Source organism: Bradyrhizobium sp. CCBAU 21365, from assembly GCF_015291305.1.
Taxonomy (GTDB): domain Bacteria; phylum Pseudomonadota; class Alphaproteobacteria; order Rhizobiales; family Xanthobacteraceae; genus Bradyrhizobium; species Bradyrhizobium elkanii.
Genome location: NZ_CP030036.1, coordinates 8,485,167 through 8,501,312, shown reverse-complemented (window position 1 = coordinate 8,501,312; position 16,146 = coordinate 8,485,167). Strand labels below are relative to the sequence as shown.

Genomic DNA, 16,146 nt, shown 5'->3' with positions numbered 1-16,146 from the left:
CCCATTCGTCTCAGCGGATTATTGAGCGCCTGCGCGAAAAGTTCTGTTCACGGAGGCGCCGCGCTGCGTGGCGCGAAGCTCGTAGTCGTTCCGAATGGAACTATTGTCATAAGCGCCGGCAATATCCTTCGACGTTGCGAGCTCAAAGCCAGCGGGGTCAAGCCAACTAACGCGGGCGCCGTGGGGAACAGGTATCACGTTGTATCGTGGTCGCGCGCCATTGGTTCCAGTCAATTCGACCGTCTCGGGAGCAAATGGTACGGCGGCGTGCTCTCGCCTGGGCAAGCTGTTCTGCCACTCGAGAAAAAGCTGCGGATCGATGTAGTCGTCGGGCTCGATATCCACGTGGTTTGCGTGCAACCAAGTTTCGAACTCTTCACGACGTTCGGCAGCGCGCTCTCGTGTGTGAGCTAGCCCTTGTGCAAGCACATAGGCGACGAACGGATCGTGTGTGCCCCATCGCAGCAGTTCGCGAGCCCAAAAGCCAAACCACGGTAAACCCGTGGTAACGCGCCACTCTGAAAGCGACGGTACCGCGTAGGGGTCGCCCGCGCCTGCCGACCAGGCCTGCGCGACGGCCGCTCCTATGGCGACACCCAACTTGAATTCGAGGTTGTCGGCAACGAAGCGCTGCCAGCTCCGAAGCTGATCCGCATCAGGTCCAGCGGCGTCCGCTGCTTGCATCCACCATGCCAGCACGTCTCGCCAGTTTGCGAGCAGCGCCTGATCGCCGACCGTGGCGCGCACCCGAAATCCGAACCCGCGATCATTAGAGAGAAGCATCCCGATTTGTTCGAATACGCGCAGCCGGGTGCCAGCATCATCAACCCCGTAGCTGTGTGCTGCTGCCATCAAAACTCGGATTTGAGGAGCAACCCCCTCGAAGCGACGGCCAACGATCGGAGAGAAGCCATATTGATAGAGACGCCGACGTTCGTCCGCGTCCGGGTAGACGGTTTCCACCACCGCGCGGCCACGCCGTATAAACGCTTGCTCCATCCATTCTTCTTGGGCGGCAGCAACCGCGGTGAATGTTCGCCGCCATAGTTCGATGAGCTGAGCTTCGGCTTCGGCGCCCGTCATGCTCACTTCGTCTGCGCGTGCGACCTCCTCCAGCGCCGCGAGCAGCACGCCGTCAAGTTCATCAAGACTATCTGCTAGGCGAGCGCGAAGTCCGCTCGCTCCCTCACCAGCCTCGGGACTGATATTCGGCGGAAGGACCTGATCGAGCCAGTCCAGAAATCGGTTAGGCGGCAGCCCAAGAACGCTGATTGCACGATCGCGGATTGCGGTCAGGAGCATGGCCAACGGACTCTCGACCGCATCAGCATCGCGTTCCTCGATCAGCAACGCCGTTCGGAGCTGTTCATAGTCTGTCACGAGATCACGACGTTGCCTGCGCTGAACCCCGACGAAACTGTCTGCCGTCGTGGAGATCGTGGTTGGGAGCGCTACAAGCGTCATACCCTCGATCCCTCGGGCGGCTCCGGGCCGTCCAGCCCGGCCTGCGAGATTGCGGAATTCCGCAGTGGAAAGTGGCGTTATTATCTGTTGCTCGTTCTCTGCGTCCCAAGAGCGCCGCTTCAGCGACGTAAGAAGAATTAAGTCGAACGGAAGGTTAACTCCCTCTGTCAATGTCGCGGTTGCGACCGTTATCGGGCAAATTCTCCGCTCGATCATTTCGGTCATCAGGCGCCGAAGCCGTTGCGGCATTTGGCCGTGGCTCGTCGCAATGCCCCGATCAAGGAGCGCGAGCTCGAAGGAGTCGACGCCGCAATAGTCGATACAAGCAGCCCGTGCTTCGTCGTAGCGCCCGCGCATTTCCCCGTCAGGCGCCGAGAAGCCAGGCGCTGTCGCCCATGTCGGCAGTTCGAGAGCTTCCTTGAACCAGCGCATCGTCTGTTCTGGTTCCTGCGCTACGGAGATAAGAATGCGTTGATCTTCCTCGACCAAGTGAAGAGCCGTCCAAAGTACGGTTAGACTATTGAAGCGATTGAGACTATTCCGCATGCCCGCTGGCAATTGCGGCATTTGTTCGATTCGAAGCCGGAGATACAAGGGCTGCTCCTGGCCACGCAGATACAGCGGTCGCCCGTTCATGATATCGAGAAGGATCCGGCACGGGCGGTTCGGTGTTGTTTCCAAAACGCCGATAACCTGTCGAGTGCTTCGATAACGCACTCCTACGGCTTCAGCGTCGGGCCGCCCCTCGACCCAACGTGCTACAGGCAGGGATGCGCCTCCTGCCACCGCAGTGAGCGCGATTCGCACGACGTCCGGCCGCCTTGCGAGAACGCGCGATATGAAGCTTTCGAGCCGGAGCGAGCGATTGCGGTGCTCCGAAAAACTGATCCTGGTGTTCTCCCCACTCTCCGGAACCACCTGGTGTGCTTCGTCAATGACCACAAGCCGCAAGCGCCCAAGCAAAAGGGGACCAAGGTAGCGCATCAGCGCATCCGCCTTTTCTACCGTCACGATGAGCACGGTCGGTTGTTCACCGCTCAGCCAATAATCCGTGATGCCCCAGTCCGCGCCGTCATAGAGTCCGGTGACGATCATCTCATCGCCGAGCTCACCTCGAAGCTTAGCCTCCACTTCACCAGCTAGGGCGCGCGAGGGCACGAGATAGATTGCCAAGGGGGCGACGTCCTCGTGCCCCCGTAGCAGCAACTCTTTGACCAACGCCATGTTGGCGACCAGCGTTTTGCCAGATCCAGTTGGTGTACAAAGAGCAAAGGAACTGTCCCTCAACAGGCGCTCCAGCCCCTGCAATTGCGAGGTCCAGAGAATACCGCGCCCCCGGCTGAATTGTCCCCGAGCGTAGGCCAGGAGCTTCGAACGTCGGTCGGGATTGAGGTCCGATAGCGCATTGAGGGGACGATAGATGCTTGCGCGTCTGAAGCCATCCGCTACCTGCTTCAGCAGTCCCACGAGGAGCGAGGCGTCGTCGCTGAAAACACGCGCGGCCATTCCATCAAGGGCGTTGAGCTTCTCCATCGCGCGGCCGCTGCGCTCATCATCCCCACGTCGTAGACTGTCAGCCAGGAGCCCGAGGCAGCGCACGAGCTCGACGGTGAAGAGCCAAGTTACTCGGTCATCATCGTCGAACGCGTCTAGGTCGGGTCTAGCCAATTTTTCGGAGGCGTCTGATCTCGTCAGATCGCTGTGGGATGCCCAAAACTCGGCCGCCCGCTCCAGCACGTTGTCAAAATCCGCACGCAAGAAGGCAGCGTACAGAGCGACCCCATCGTGCTCGCTATCAACCTGCCCCAATAGACCGGACGCCATTGCTGGGAGGCCGCCAAGTTGGTAGGCGGCAGCAGCAAGTATCTCGATCGGAACAACGGCGCGGATGCTATCCGCTGCTCGCGTCAACCACTCAAGGATTTCGCCTGTGCGGCGAAAGCAGGCGATAGCGCCTGGCGACGCCGGCCCTTCGACTTGCTGAAATATATGTGCTGCATGAAGGAGACGCCTTGCGTCCTGCAGCTGACCGGCGGATTCCTGGTCCGTCCATTGAATTGTAGGCACTTGCCATGTCGCCTGCAGACAGCGAACATACGCTCGAGCCTGTAGGCGCGAGAGTTCATTTTCCACGGCCAGTTGGCGGCGGAGATTGTTGGCCAGGTCGAGCCGTTCAGCATCAAATTCTGGCATAGCTCAGCCTACGTCCAGAGCGAAGAATACAGGCCATCGATGAGCAATTCTCCGTCGCTCAGGATGAGCTCAACGACCTGTAGGTCATGAGGAGCGGTGTACTCGTTCGGCAGTTCCTCCCAGCCGATCAGCACGTCTCCTTCCTCTCTCCGTTGCGCGCCGTTACCCGCGATCAGAATGAGGTTCGTGCGAGGCAGCGGCCGTGGGTGATCGAGGATCAGCGCCTCATCGAGCGACAAGATCGCCGCCGCATAGCCCTCCGGATCTCGCTGTTCTAAAAGCCTCTGCAGTTGGCGCAAGCCATGCGGCATCGGTGTGTCCCGATTTATTTCAAACCACACACCTTTCCCCGAACGTGTGCGCTCTCCAGTGTCCGGGTCGGTGATAAGCTCACCGAGCATCAGCTCATTGAAGACACTATCGGTGAGCCGGCGGCGCCATTTGGCCTCTCCAGCGATAAACCTCGATACCCGACCATCATCATCCAGAACGACTCCGATGAAGTCGCTCCCGAATCGGCCAAACACCTCGCGCCGCCGCCGCCCGTCTCGAGCCAGTGAGAATAAATAGGCCTCAACATCAGCGTGATACCGAAACAGGTAGATCGGCACGCGCCAAGCGTGACCGCCGACAAACGAATCGCGAAAAGCTTCCGTGAGCATTCCCGCCATCACCTCCCCGAAAAGACCGCGAAGCGCCTTCAGGGGGAGGCAGTTCGGATAGCAAGCCTCCTCGCCGGGAGCGCCAGCGTCCGGGTGAAGGTTGATCCCGATCTGAGCGTGGAAGTATTCCCGCGCGTCTGTGTGAGCCGACTCGAAGTACGGCCTTAGCCCGGCGATCAGGTCGTTGTCGGTGTCGGATTTTTGCTCGAGGAGAAGGTGGCCGAAACGCCCCCGCACGCTGTCGAAAGATTCGAGCCATTCGTCGAGCGCCTCGCTCGGGGGCGGACAGGTGTGCATCGTTGATAAAACGCCTCAACCAAAAATTGTCGATCGCCGGGAATATACCCTGTTATCGTTCGATGAAACTAGGCCTTTGGCGGTCGCAACGACCAAAACCGGGCCTACACGTGCAGTATGACCGTCGTCCATTGCAATTCCGAAAAAGTAGTCAGTAGCAACCTGGCCCCGCATCCCGGTTAGGATATCGCCTTCTATGCAGCAAGTATTTTTTCTCTGCCCTACGCCGGCCCCCTACGACATCTGAATACTTGTTGAACTAACCTATTTCCTGCCTTTTCTATCCATCCCCGTCGCCGATCGGTTGTTGCGATTGGCGTTCGACGGGGGACGATCGTGGTGGGCATTCCACTCCATTCGGAAGCGCTTTCGCGGGGCGCGCGCATGCTGCGCACCGCGCTTGGCCCCGCGATCGCGACCTTCCTCGAAGACCCCTCGATCGTCGAGGTGATGCTCAACCCCGACGGCCGGCTCTGGATCGACCGGCTGTCCGGCGGGCTGGAGGATAGCGGACGAACGATGTCCGCCGCCGACGGCGAGCGGATCGTGCGCCTGGTCGCGCACCATGTCGGCGCTGAGGTGCATGCCGAGAAGCCGCGCGTCTCCGCCGAGCTTCCCGAGACAGGGGAGAGGTTCGAGGGGCTTCTCCCGCCCGTCGTTGCGGCGCCGGCCTTTGCGATCCGCAAGCCCGCTGTTGCTGTTTTCACGCTGGACGACTACGCGGCGGCTGGGATCATGACGGTGGGCCAGGCGGGCGTGCTCCGCGACGCCGTCGCCGCCCGCAAGAACATCCTGGTCGCCGGCGGTACCTCGACCGGCAAGACCACCCTGACAAACGCACTACTGGCCGAGATCGCCGGCACCACTGATCGCGTGGTCCTGATCGAGGATACGCGTGAGCTGCAATGCCGCGCTCCGAACCTGGTCGCACTGCGCACCAAGGACGGCGTGGCGTCCCTGTCCGATCTTGTTCGGTCCTCCCTCCGCCTACGCCCCGACCGGATTCCAGTCGGCGAGGTACGGGGCAGCGAAGCCTTGGAGCTCCTCAAAGCCTGGGGCACGGGCCACCCCGGTGGGATCGGAACGATTCACGCTGGCACGGCGCTGGGCGCGCTTCGCCGCCTCGAGCAGCTCATCCAGGAAGCCGTCCTCACCGTTCCCAAGGCACTGATCGCCGAGACCATCGATCTCATCGCGGTGCTGCGCGGCCGCGGCCGCGAACGCCGCCTCGCCGAACTTGCTCTCGTCGCCGGCCTCGATCCCGCCACCGGCGATTACCGCGTCCAGTCTGCCGAGGCGGGCGGCCAATCCTCGATTCTCGGAGACCCGTCATGATCCAGTGTCCTTCCGCGATCCGTCGCGTTCGTCGCTGCTTCGCCGACCTCGCGGAGATTGCCTTCATCTCCATCGCCTTTGCCCCGGCGGCCTACGCCTCGGGCTCCTCGATGCCGTGGGAGACGCCGCTCAATCAGATCCTGGAGTCCGTGCAAGGTCCGGTCGCCAAGATCATGTCAGTCATCATCATCACCGTCACCGGCCTGACGCTCGCGTTCGGCGATACCTCGGGTGGCTTCCGCCGGCTGATCCAGATCGTCTTCGGCCTGTCGATCGCCTTCGCCGCGTCGAGCTTTTTCCTGACCTTCTTCAGCTTCTCCGGCGGAGCCTTGGTGTAATGGCCAGCATCGTCGATCCAGAAGTGCCGGGCTTCTTCGCGCCGGTCCATCGCGCGCTCACCGACCCCATCCTGATGGGCGGCGCGCCCCGCACGGTTGCGATCGCCAACGGCACGTTGGCGGCGGCAATAGCGCTCGGCCTCCACCTCTGGATTCCCGGGGCGTTGATTTGGGCCGTGGGGCATGCCGCTGCGGTCTGGGCGGCCAAGCGCGACCCGCTATTCGTGGACGTCGTTCGACGTCACCTCCGCTATCCATCCTATCTCGGCCAGTGAGGCTTGCATGCTGCACCTCGCCGAATATCGCAACCGTCCCCACAGTCTCGCCGACTTCCTGCCCTGGGCCGCTTTGGTCGAGAAGGGCGTCATCCTCAACAAGGACGGTGCGTTCCAGCGCACGGCGCGCTTCCGCGGCCCGGACCTCGACAGCGCAACGGCTGCCGAGCTGGTCGGCGTGACGGCCCGCCTCAACAACGCGCTGCGCCGTCTCGGCTCAGGCTGGGCGATCTTCGTCGAAGCCCAGCGCATCGCCGCCCAGACCTATCCGCACAACACTTTTCCAGACGCCGCATCAGCGCTGGTTGACCTGGAGCGGCGGGACGCATTCGAGGAGTCCGGCGCGCATTTCGAGAGCCGCTATTTCCTGACCTTCGTCTGGCTGCCGCCGGCCGAGGACGCCTCGCGCATCGAGGGCTGGCTCTATGAGGGCCGCGCGCAGAGCGGCGTCGATCCGCACGAGCTGATGCGCGGATTCGTCGACCGGACCAATCGCGTCCTGCAACTGGTCGAAGGGTTCATGCCCGAGGTGGCGTGGCTCGCCGACAGCGAGACGCTGACCTACCTGCATTCGACGATCTCGACCCGGCAACAGCGCGTACGCGTCCCCGAGACGCCGATGCATCTCGACGCGTTGCTCGCTGACGAGCCGCTCGCCGGTGGCCTCGAGCCGCGCCTCGGCAGTCATCACCTTCGCACGCTCACCGTGGTCGGTTTTCCGACCGCGACCCATCCCGGAATCCTCGACGAGCTGAACCGGCTCGCCTTTCCCTACCGCTGGTCGACGCGCGCGATCCTTCTCGACAAGACCGAGGCGGTGAAGCTGCTGACCAAGATCCGCCGACAGTGGTTCGCCAAGCGAAAGTCGATCGCCGCGATCGTCAAGGAGGTGATGACCAACGAGGCCTCGACACTGGTCGATAGCGACGCGGCGAACAAGGCCGCCGATGCCGATCTCGCCTTGCAGGAACTCGGCACCGACGATGTCGGTCAAGCCTACGTCACCGCGACCGTCACCGTCTGGGACGAGGATCCCGGTCTCGCCGCCGAGAAGCTGCGCCTCGTCGAGAAGGTGATCCAGGGTCGTGACTTCACCTGTATGCCCGAAGGGGTGAACGCGCTCGAAGCCTGGCTCGGCTCTCTGCCGGGGCACGCCTACGCCAACGTCCGCCAGCCGCCGCTCTCGACACTGAACCTCGCCCACATGATTCCGCTGTCGGCGGTCTGGGCCGGGCCAGACCGCGATGAGCATTTCCGCAGCTCGCCACTCTTCTTCGGCAAGACCGAAGGCTCGACACCGTTCCGCTTCTCGCTGCATGTTGGCGACGTCGGCCACACCCTGATCGTCGGCCCGACCGGCGCCGGCAAGTCTGTGCTGTTGGCGCTGATGGCGATCCAGTTCCGGCGCTACCGGAAGAGCCAGATCTTCGCCTTCGATTTCGGCGGCTCGATCCGCACGGCGGCGCTTGCCATGGGCGGCGACTGGCACGACCTCGGCGGAAGTCTGTCGAACAGCGCTGAAGACTCAGTCTCCCTTCAACCGCTGGCGCGTATCGGCGATGCGGCGGAGCGCGCCTGGGCGGCCGAATGGGTGACCGCGATCCTCGCCAAGGAAGGCGTCACCATCGACCCGACCGTGAAGGAGCATGTCTGGTCGGCGTTGACGTCACTGGCATCCTCGCCCGTCGAGGAACGCACGATCACCGGCCTGACGGTTCTCTTGCAATCGACCGCGCTCAAGCAGGCCCTGCAACCTTATTGTGTCGGCGGCTCCTCCGGCCGTCTGCTCGACGCGGAGGCCGAGCAGCTCGGCTTCGCCCCGGTGCAGGCTTTCGAAACCGAGGGCTTGATTGGCGCTGGAGCGGCACCTGCCGTTCTTACCTACCTCTTCCATCGCATCGAGGGACGGCTCGACGGCCGGCCGACGCTCCTCATCATCGACGAGGGTTGGCTCGTCCTCGACGATCCGGCCTTCGCGCAACAGCTCAGGGAGTGGTTGAAGACGCTACGGAAAAAGAACGCCTCCGTCGTCTTTGCCACCCAATCGCTCTCCGACATCGACGGCAGCAACATCGCACCCGCAATCGTCGAGAGCTGCCCGACGCGCATCTTCCTGCCGAACGAGCGCGCAATCGAACCGCAAATCGCCGCGATCTATCAGCGGTTCGGTTTGAACGATCGCCAGATCGAGATCATCGCGCGGGCGACACCGAAGCGGGACTATTACTGCCAGTCCCGCCGCGGCAATCGGCTCTTTGAGCTCGGCCTCGGGCCGGTCGCGCTCGCCTTCTGCGCCGCGTCTTCCAAGGCCGACCATGCCGCAATCGAGCGGTTGCTCGCTGAGCACGGCCGCGACGACTTCACGCCCGCCTGGCTCGCCGATCACGAGCTGCTCTGGGCTGCCGATCTCATCCCTGACCTGACAAACCTGGAGGTACAATCATGATCACTCGTAAGACGCAGCGCGCAAACTTCGTCGCCACGACCGCTCTCTCGCTCGCTCTATCGATCTCGCCGCTTTTGACGGCACCGGCCTCCGCGCAGTGGATCGTCTACGACCCCACCAACTTTAGCCAGAATGTGCTGACTGCGGCGCGCGAGCTGCAGCAGATCAACAATCAGATCCAGATGCTGACCAATCAGGCGCAGAGCCTGGTGAACCAGGGAAAGAACCTCGCCAACCTGCCGTTGTCGACGCTGACCCAGCTTCAGGCACAGGTCGCACGGACTCAGTCGCTGCTGAGTCAGGCCCAGAACATCGCCTTTAGCGTCGAGCGCATCCAGACGGCGTACTCCACGACATACGGCACGGCGGCGGCCACGGGCTCCAATGCGACGATGTTTGCCGCGGCTCAAACCCGTTGGCAGAACTCGGTGGGCGCTTTCGAGGACTCGCTAAAGGTGCAAGCCGGCGTCGTCGGCAATATCTCGACCAACTCCAGCGCAATGAGCTCGCTGGTTACCGCCAGCCAGTCGGCAAGTGGCGCCCTGCAGGCCGCTCAGGCCGGCAATCAGCTCCTGGCCCTGCATTCCCAGCAGCTTTCCGATCTTGTCGCGGTTCTCGCCGCGAAGGGGCGGGCGGACGCGCTGGAGCAGGCGCGCGTGACGGCGACCGAATCGCAAGGCCAGCAGCAGTACAAGATCTTCGCGACGCGCAGCGGCTACCAGCCCGGCAACGTCACTATGTTCAGCGGCAACTGAGGCACCGACCATGGAGCGCTCGGATATCCTTCGCGCTGGCGCGATGATCATCGTGTTCGCCATTTTCCTTGCCGCGCTGCACGTCATCCATCGGCGCCCGGCGGAACGGTCCGTATCCGATGCCCCCTCTGTCTCCGCTCCCGATGATCTCTCGGCCGAGCTGCGCCGCTGCAGCGCGCTCGGACCCCAGGATGCCGAAGATCCGCACTGCCAGGCGGTTTGGAAGGAGAACCGCGCGCGCTTCTTCGGCGGGCCGGCGCGGCCACTTCTGCCGCAGGCCGCGCCGGCCACTCAGCCGATGACGAACGCCACGCAGGGAGAGAAGCCTTGAACAACGTAGGGGTTATTGACACCTTCCTCAATACTTTCACGACCTACATTGATTCAGGTTTCGGTCTGGTCAAAGGCGAGGTCACGTATCTCTCGTCGACGTTGATCGTCATCGACGTCACCTTGGCCGGCCTGTTTTGGGCCTGGGGCGCAGACGAGGACATACTCCAGCGGCTGGTGAAGAAGACCCTCTATATCGGCTTCTTTGCCTTCATCATCACCAACTTCAACAAGCTCTCAGGCATCATCTTCAACAGCTTTGCTGGCCTCGGTCTGAAGGCCGGTGGCTCATCGATCTCGCAAGCGGACTTTTTGCGACCCGGCAAGCTGGCGCAGGTCGGTCTCGATGCCGGGCAGCCGCTGCTCGACGCAGCAAGCCAGATGATGGGCTTCACCAGCTTTTTTGCGAACTTTGTCCAGATTGCCGTGCTGATGCTGTCCTGGCTGCTGGTGCTGATCGCCTTCTTCATCTTGGCGGTGCAGCTCTTCGTCACGCTGCTCGAGTTCAAGCTGACGACCCTCGCCGGCTTCATCCTTATTCCCTTCGCGCTCTTCAACAAGACCGCCTTCCTCGCGGAGAAGGTGCTGGGCAACGTCGTGGCGTCCGGCGTGAAGGTCATGGTGCTCGCCGTCATCGTCGGCATCGGCACCGGGCTGTTCTCCCAGTTCACGTCAGCCTATGGCGGCGGCCAGCCGACGATCGAGCAGGCGCTCTCCGTCGTGCTGGCGGCACTCGCCATGCTCGGCCTCGGCATCTTCGGTCCCGGCATCGCCACCGGTCTTGTTTCCGGCGCGCCGCAGCTTGGCGCGGGCGCTGCCGTCGGCACCGGCCTTGCCGTCGCCGGTACCGCAATGGTCGGCGGCGCGGCGCTCGGTTTGGCCGGAAGGGGAGCGATGGCAGCTGGCTCCGGTGCTGCGGCCGCCGCGCGTGGTGGTGCGGCGATGGCGGGCGGTGCGTCCTCCGCCTACAGCCTTGCATCGGCCGGTGGGTCCGGCGCTGGCGGCGTCGCGTCCGGTCTCGGCGGCGTGGGCCGTGCGGCGGCAAGTCACGCGGCAGCTCCCGTCAGACGCGCCGCTGCGCGAGCAACGGGGGCAATGACGGAAAGTTTTAGCTCTGGCGCCCGTGCCGGCGTCGCCAACACCGGTGGCTCCTCGACGATGGGGACCATCGGGAGCGGCGCCGCCGCAAACGATGGAACCGCATCTCAAGCAGCGAACGAGAGCGGTCCGCCCGCCTGGGCCCAGCGCGTCAAGCGTAATCAGGTCGTCATTCACGGCGCGCAGACGGCCGCGCAAGCCCTCAAATCCGGCGACAGCCATGGCGGCGGTCACGCCGTCGACCTCTCGGGAGGAGAATAAAAAGTGTCAGTCTTCCGGCGATCGTCGGTCCGCTTCGGCCGTACACCCGAACCCGAAACCCCGTATCAGCGCGCAGCCCAGGTTTGGGACGAACGCATCGGCTCAGCCCGCGTGCAGGCCAAGAACTGGCGGCTGATGGCCTTCGGTTCGCTGATCCTGTCCTGCGGCCTCGCCGGCGGGCTCATCTGGCAATCCACCCACGGCACCGTCGTTCCCTGGGTGGTGCAGGTCGACAAACTCGGCGAAGCGCAAGCCGTGGCACCCGCCACCGCCGACTACCGGCCGAACGACCCGCAGATTGCCTGGTATCTCGCCCACTTCATCCAGATCGTCCGCTCGCTTCCGGCCGACCCGATCATCGTGAGGCACAACTGGCTGCAGGCTTATGATTTCACGACCACGGCGGGCTCGGTGGCGCTGAACGACTACGCCCGCGCCAATGACCCCTTCGCCAATCTCGGCAAGCAGCAGGTCGCTATCGACGTCTCCAGCGTCATCCGCGCCTCGCCCGACAGTTTTCGCGTCGCCTGGGTCGAACACCGCTTTCAGGATGGGGCGCTCGCCGGCACCACACGTTGGACCGCGATCCTCACGATCGCAATTCAGCCGCCCACCGACGCCGATCGGCTGCGCAAGAATCCACTCGGCATCTACGTCAACGCCATCAACTGGTCAAAGGAGCTGGGACAATGACCCCGCCGATTTTCTCAAGAGCCGGCGGTCCGGCTTCGCAGCTTATCGTTCACCAAAACCGGAAAGTCGGCGATACGTCTCCCCGTAAACCCGCCTTTGCGGCTTTGCTGATGGTCGCATCGGCGCTTGGCGGCTGCGCACACAATTTCATCCCGCCCGACATCAATTACGACACCGCGGAGCCGGCGACGCTTACCGCTGATCCGCCGGCGCCGGTCCAGATCGTGGAATTGCCAAAACCCCTGCCGCTACCGGGGCAGTTGAAACCGCTCGTCTCCGGCAAGCGCGTCCCCGAAGCCGCTGACCCCAAGGTTCGCGTCAAACAGGCCAACGCCGCGGCACGGGTGCAGCCGGTCCGCAACGGCTTCATCAACGCAGTGCAGGTCTATCCGTTCTCCGGCGGAGCCCTGTACCAGGTCTATACGGCGCCCGGTCAGATCACCGATGTCGCTCTGCAGGAAGGCGAGCAGCTCGTTGGCTCCGGACCGGTCGCCGCCGGCGACACGGTGCGCTGGATCATCGGAGATACCGAGAGCGGGGCGGGCGCGACCCGGAAGATCCACATTCTGGTCAAGCCGACGCGGCCCGAATTGGTCACCAATCTCGTGATCAACACCGACCGGCGAACCTATCTCCTTGAGCTGCGCTCTACGGAGAAGACCTACATGGCCTCGGTCTCCTGGCAGTATCCCGAGGACCAACTCATTGCGCTTCGGCGGCAGAATGCGGCGGCTGAAACCGCAGCGCCCATTGCGGCCGGCGTCGATCTCGCCTCGATCAACTTCCGCTACTCAATTGAGGGCGACGATCCGGCTTGGCGTCCACTGCGCGCCTTCGACGACGGGAACAAGGTTTACATCGAGTTTCCGAGTGGGATCGTTCAAGGCGAAATGCCGCCGCTGTTCGTCATCGGTCCGGCCGGCGGCTCTGAACTCGTGAACTATCGCGCCAACCGCAACTACTACATCGTCGACCGCCTGTTCGCCGCCGCCGAATTGCGTCTTGGCGACAAGGACAGCGAGCGGCGCGTGCGCATCGTCCGCACCGACGGAAGGCCGCGCGCATGGCGATAGATGGCGAAGACGAACATCAGCGCGAGATTCCGCCCGTCGCGCCACCGGACCTTCGGCTTCGAGGCGAGCGGCCCCGTGTCACGCGGCTCTCGCGCAAGGTTCTGATCGGCCTCGGCGCAGTGTCGGCCCTCGCCGTCGCGGGCGCGCTCGGCTACGCACTGCAGACTGGGAACAAGCAACAGGCCGGCCAAGAGTTGCTCAGCACCCAGAACAGGCCTTCGGCCGACGGCCTCGCCGCCTTGCCGAAAGACTATACCGGTCTGCCGCGCCAGGCGCCGCCGCTCGGGCCACCGCTGCCCGGCGATCTCGGCAAGCCGATCCTCAACGCCGGAGCTGCACCGAACACCGTGGCAGCGACGTCAGACCCGGAGACGCAGCACAAATCCCAGGAAATCGAGGCAGCGCGGGTAAGCCGCCTCTTCGCCCAAACCGCTCAGCAACCGCAGAGTGTCGGCCAAGTCATCCCGAATGCCGCGGCCGGCATAGTGGCGGCTCCAGCCGCGACACCGCCCGTCGACGCCGGGTCCGCCCAGAACATGCAGGACCGCAAGACGGCCTTCCTTACCGCTGCGACGGACAAGCGCACAGTCAGTCCGGACCGGCTCGAGGCCAAGGCCTCACCTTACGTCGTGCAGGCTGGCACCGTGATCCCGGCCGCGCTCATCACGGGCATTAGGTCCGATCTGCCTGGCCAAGTCACTGCTCAGATCACGGAGGCGGTCTGGGACAGCCCGTCCGGAAAATATCTTCTGATTCCGCAGGGTGCGAAACTGATAGGCCAGTACGACAGTTCCGTTGCGTTCGGCCAGTCCCGCATCCTCTTGGTCTGGACTCGCATCATTATGCCGGACGGCAACTCGATCGTGCTGGAGCGCCAGCCTGGCGCTGACACTGGTGGTTATGCTGGACTCGAGGACGAGGTCGACAACCACTGGGGTATGCTGTTCAAGGCCGCCGCTCTCTCGACCATGCTCAGCGTCGGAGCGGAGGCGGGGACGAGCCAAAATGAGAACAACCTCGTTCAAGCGATCCGTAGCGGTGCGTCCAACAGCATCAGCCAGACCGGCCAACAGATCGTGCAGCGCCAGCTCAACATCCAGCCGACGCTGACCATCCGGCCAGGTTTCCCGGTGCGGGTTATCGTCACGCGGGATTTGGTATTGGCTCCGTACGGAAAGGGGCGAACGCCATGACGAAGCTCAAGCTCGGGCCGCTTGAAGACGACAAGCCGGTCAAGCTCACGATCGAGCTGCCGGCGGCGGTTTTCAGGGACCTCAAGAGCTACGCCGAGATTTTAACGCGTAGCGGAGGCGCGACGACGCCGGCCGAGCCTGCCAAATTAATCGCGCCGATGATCGAGCGTTTCATGGCAACCGACCGCGCCTTTGCAAAAGCTCGCCGAAATGCGGCTCAGGTCGTCTCTGGATCAGCCGAGAGGTCTGGATAGCGTTCCCGAAGTAGGGCGAGGAACGGACGCAGTGACGGATTGCAGTTGTCTTGCCGCCAATAAGCGCGGAAGCTCAGCCGCGTCGGACCCTCCGCATCATGGACCTCGCGGAAGGTCACTCCCTGATAGGCCGCGCCGGTCGCGCCTTCCAAAGTCAGCAGGACACCCCAGCCCGCGCCCACCAAAGTGAGAAGCCGGTCGAGCGCCACATCATGGTGAAGCAGCCAACACGGATCGGACCCACCCAATTTGCTGACGAGAAGCTTGAGCAATTCCGGTGCCGGGCCATGCTGTGACAACAGAAGCGCTTCCTCCCTCAGTTCGCCCCAGTGAACCACATCACGCCTTGCCAGCGGATGGCCCTTGGGGAGGGCGACGACGACACGTTCGCTCCAGAGCGACAAGCACCCGTCGCTCCAGCTTGAATTGGGTTCGGCCACAAAGGCGACGTCAATGGCGGAACTGGCTAGATCGGAGATCAGATGGTCTCTCGATCCGTCTACCAGATGCGTATCAGCATCGGGGAAGCGGTGCCGGTGGTCGAGGAGGGTGGCCCGGAGATTGCCGGCTGAGAGTGAGGCGTGGACGCCGATGGTCAATCGGCCGCTCTCGCCTCGCCAATGAGTCTTGAGGCGAGCGGCGATCGCTTCCGTTTCATCCACGATGCGCTGGGCGGCATCGAGGAATTCTTGCCCTTCAAGGGTCGGTCGCGTGCCGGCGTAAGTGCGCTCGAAGAGAGCGCCGCCCAACTTGTATTCGAGATTGCGCAGGCGACGACTAAGCGTCGACTGCTTGATTCTGAGCGTTTCTGCCGCTTGGCGGAGGCTTCTGTGGTGAGATGCGGCGATTGCCCAGCGTAGATCTCTTAATTCCACTGGCGTGGTCGGAGCCCTATGGCGAATTGCCGGTGACCAAACTTTTTTTTGAATGGTTCACTCCATTTGTTTGCGCTGCTTCAGCGCCTTCTTCGCGCTAGCCCTGACGCAGCCATTGAGCGCCTTCGTGAAGGCATTGGAGGTTCTGGCGACCGACCGCAATGGCGTGTAAAAGAGCCAACGTAGGCTTCCGCCCCGACCAAAAAAATCGCTGTCGACTTCAGATTGAACCGCATGTAGCTGCCCGCCAGCTAAGAGGCTAAAGCGCGTCCATTCGACGAACTCAACCGCGAAAAGGTCAGGAGCTTCGGTAAGTAATTGCGAGAAGGTTTAGCTATCTGCCCTCGGTTGCCTCCTTTTCAAAGGATTCGGCGATCTCGTTTCTCCGACCAATGATCGAACCGACCTTGGCGCATTCGACAACTCGTTCACTGAGTGGCGCGCCGACGCTGGCTCTTGCCATCGGAGTGCAATCGCCTCGGCGAGCGTTACGGGCGGGTTCAGACGAAGTTCTGCTTGAGCAAGACGGCTGGGCCGTTTGCTGGAATTATGCCACCAAAATACAATCTATTTGATTAGATGACGACTCGGCCTCACGACAATC

The 16,146-nt window shown here is 62.9% G+C and carries 14 protein-coding genes; 11 read left to right on the top strand and 3 right to left on the bottom strand.

Features of this window, described 5'->3' with window-relative positions:
• Nucleotides 1–18 precede the first annotated feature (18 nt).
• Together XI02_RS40200 and XI02_RS40195 are read right to left on the bottom strand one after the other, a co-directional pair.
• Complete coding sequence (locus XI02_RS40200; RefSeq protein WP_028343852.1) at nt 19–3,657, bottom strand: DEAD/DEAH box helicase; 3,639 nt, start codon at nt 3,655–3,657, stop codon at nt 19–21.
• A gap of 8 nt (nt 3,658–3,665) precedes the next feature.
• Nucleotides 3,666–4,616 carry a hypothetical protein gene (locus XI02_RS40195; protein WP_028343853.1) on the bottom strand — a complete coding sequence of 317 codons (951 nt, stop codon included), beginning with the start codon at nt 4,614–4,616 and terminating at the stop codon, nt 3,666–3,668.
• 384 nt (nt 4,617–5,000) lie between these two features.
• On the opposite strand from XI02_RS40195, the gene trbB reads away from it, so the two are divergent.
• The 11 genes from trbB to XI02_RS40140 are packed head-to-tail and all read left to right on the top strand — an operon-like array spanning nt 5,001 to nt 14,667.
• Entirely contained in the window at nt 5,001–5,951 is a 951-nt protein-coding gene (gene trbB, locus XI02_RS40190) for a P-type conjugative transfer ATPase TrbB (RefSeq protein WP_051448102.1), read from the top strand.
• Entirely contained in the window at nt 5,948–6,289 is a 342-nt protein-coding gene (locus XI02_RS40185) for a TrbC/VirB2 family protein (RefSeq protein ID WP_028343855.1), read from the top strand. Before trbB ends, XI02_RS40185 begins: the two co-directional genes overlap by 4 nt.
• Complete coding sequence (locus XI02_RS40180) at nt 6,289–6,564, top strand: VirB3 family type IV secretion system protein (protein ID WP_028343856.1); 276 nt, start codon at nt 6,289–6,291, stop codon at nt 6,562–6,564. Before XI02_RS40185 ends, XI02_RS40180 begins: the two co-directional genes overlap by 1 nt.
• 7 nt (nt 6,565–6,571) lie before the next feature.
• The gene (gene trbE / locus XI02_RS40175) at nt 6,572–9,010 is read left to right on the top strand and encodes a conjugal transfer protein TrbE (RefSeq protein WP_028344229.1); all 2,439 of its coding nucleotides are present in this window, start codon (nt 6,572–6,574) and stop codon (nt 9,008–9,010) included.
• Nucleotides 9,007–9,765 (top strand): P-type conjugative transfer protein TrbJ, encoded by a 759-nt coding sequence (gene trbJ, locus XI02_RS40170; RefSeq protein ID WP_028344230.1) that lies wholly within the window; start codon nt 9,007–9,009, stop codon nt 9,763–9,765. The genes trbE and trbJ overlap by 4 nt, the downstream gene beginning before the upstream one ends.
• Nucleotides 9,766–9,775: 10 nt before the next feature.
• A complete protein-coding gene (gene trbK-alt, locus XI02_RS40165) occupies nt 9,776–10,096 on the top strand; it encodes a putative entry exclusion protein TrbK-alt (protein ID WP_028344231.1) in 321 nt (106 codons plus the stop codon).
• Nucleotides 10,093–11,454: a P-type conjugative transfer protein TrbL gene (trbL, locus tag XI02_RS40160; RefSeq protein ID WP_028344232.1), complete on the top strand. Its 1,362-nt coding sequence runs from the start codon at nt 10,093–10,095 to the stop codon at nt 11,452–11,454. Before trbK-alt ends, trbL begins: the two co-directional genes overlap by 4 nt.
• 3 nt (nt 11,455–11,457) lie before the next feature.
• On the top strand, nt 11,458–12,147 hold the full coding sequence (gene trbF, locus XI02_RS40155; RefSeq protein WP_028344233.1) for a conjugal transfer protein TrbF: 690 nt from the start codon (nt 11,458–11,460) through the stop codon (nt 12,145–12,147).
• A complete protein-coding gene (gene trbG, locus XI02_RS40150; RefSeq protein ID WP_028344234.1) occupies nt 12,144–13,220 on the top strand; it encodes a P-type conjugative transfer protein TrbG in 1,077 nt (358 codons plus the stop codon). The genes trbF and trbG overlap by 4 nt, the downstream gene beginning before the upstream one ends.
• Nucleotides 13,211–14,413: a TrbI/VirB10 family protein gene (locus XI02_RS40145; RefSeq protein WP_028344235.1), complete on the top strand. Its 1,203-nt coding sequence runs from the start codon at nt 13,211–13,213 to the stop codon at nt 14,411–14,413. The genes trbG and XI02_RS40145 overlap by 10 nt, the downstream gene beginning before the upstream one ends.
• Nucleotides 14,410–14,667, top strand: coding sequence for a DUF2274 domain-containing protein (locus XI02_RS40140; protein ID WP_028344236.1), 258 nt, complete (start codon nt 14,410–14,412; stop codon nt 14,665–14,667). Before XI02_RS40145 ends, XI02_RS40140 begins: the two co-directional genes overlap by 4 nt.
• Here the strand turns inward: XI02_RS40140 and XI02_RS40135 are convergent.
• The gene (locus tag XI02_RS40135) at nt 14,631–15,542 is read right to left on the bottom strand and encodes a LysR family transcriptional regulator (RefSeq protein ID WP_085970796.1); all 912 of its coding nucleotides are present in this window, start codon (nt 15,540–15,542) and stop codon (nt 14,631–14,633) included. The genes XI02_RS40140 and XI02_RS40135 overlap by 37 nt on opposite strands.
• Nucleotides 15,543–16,146 lie beyond the last annotated feature (604 nt).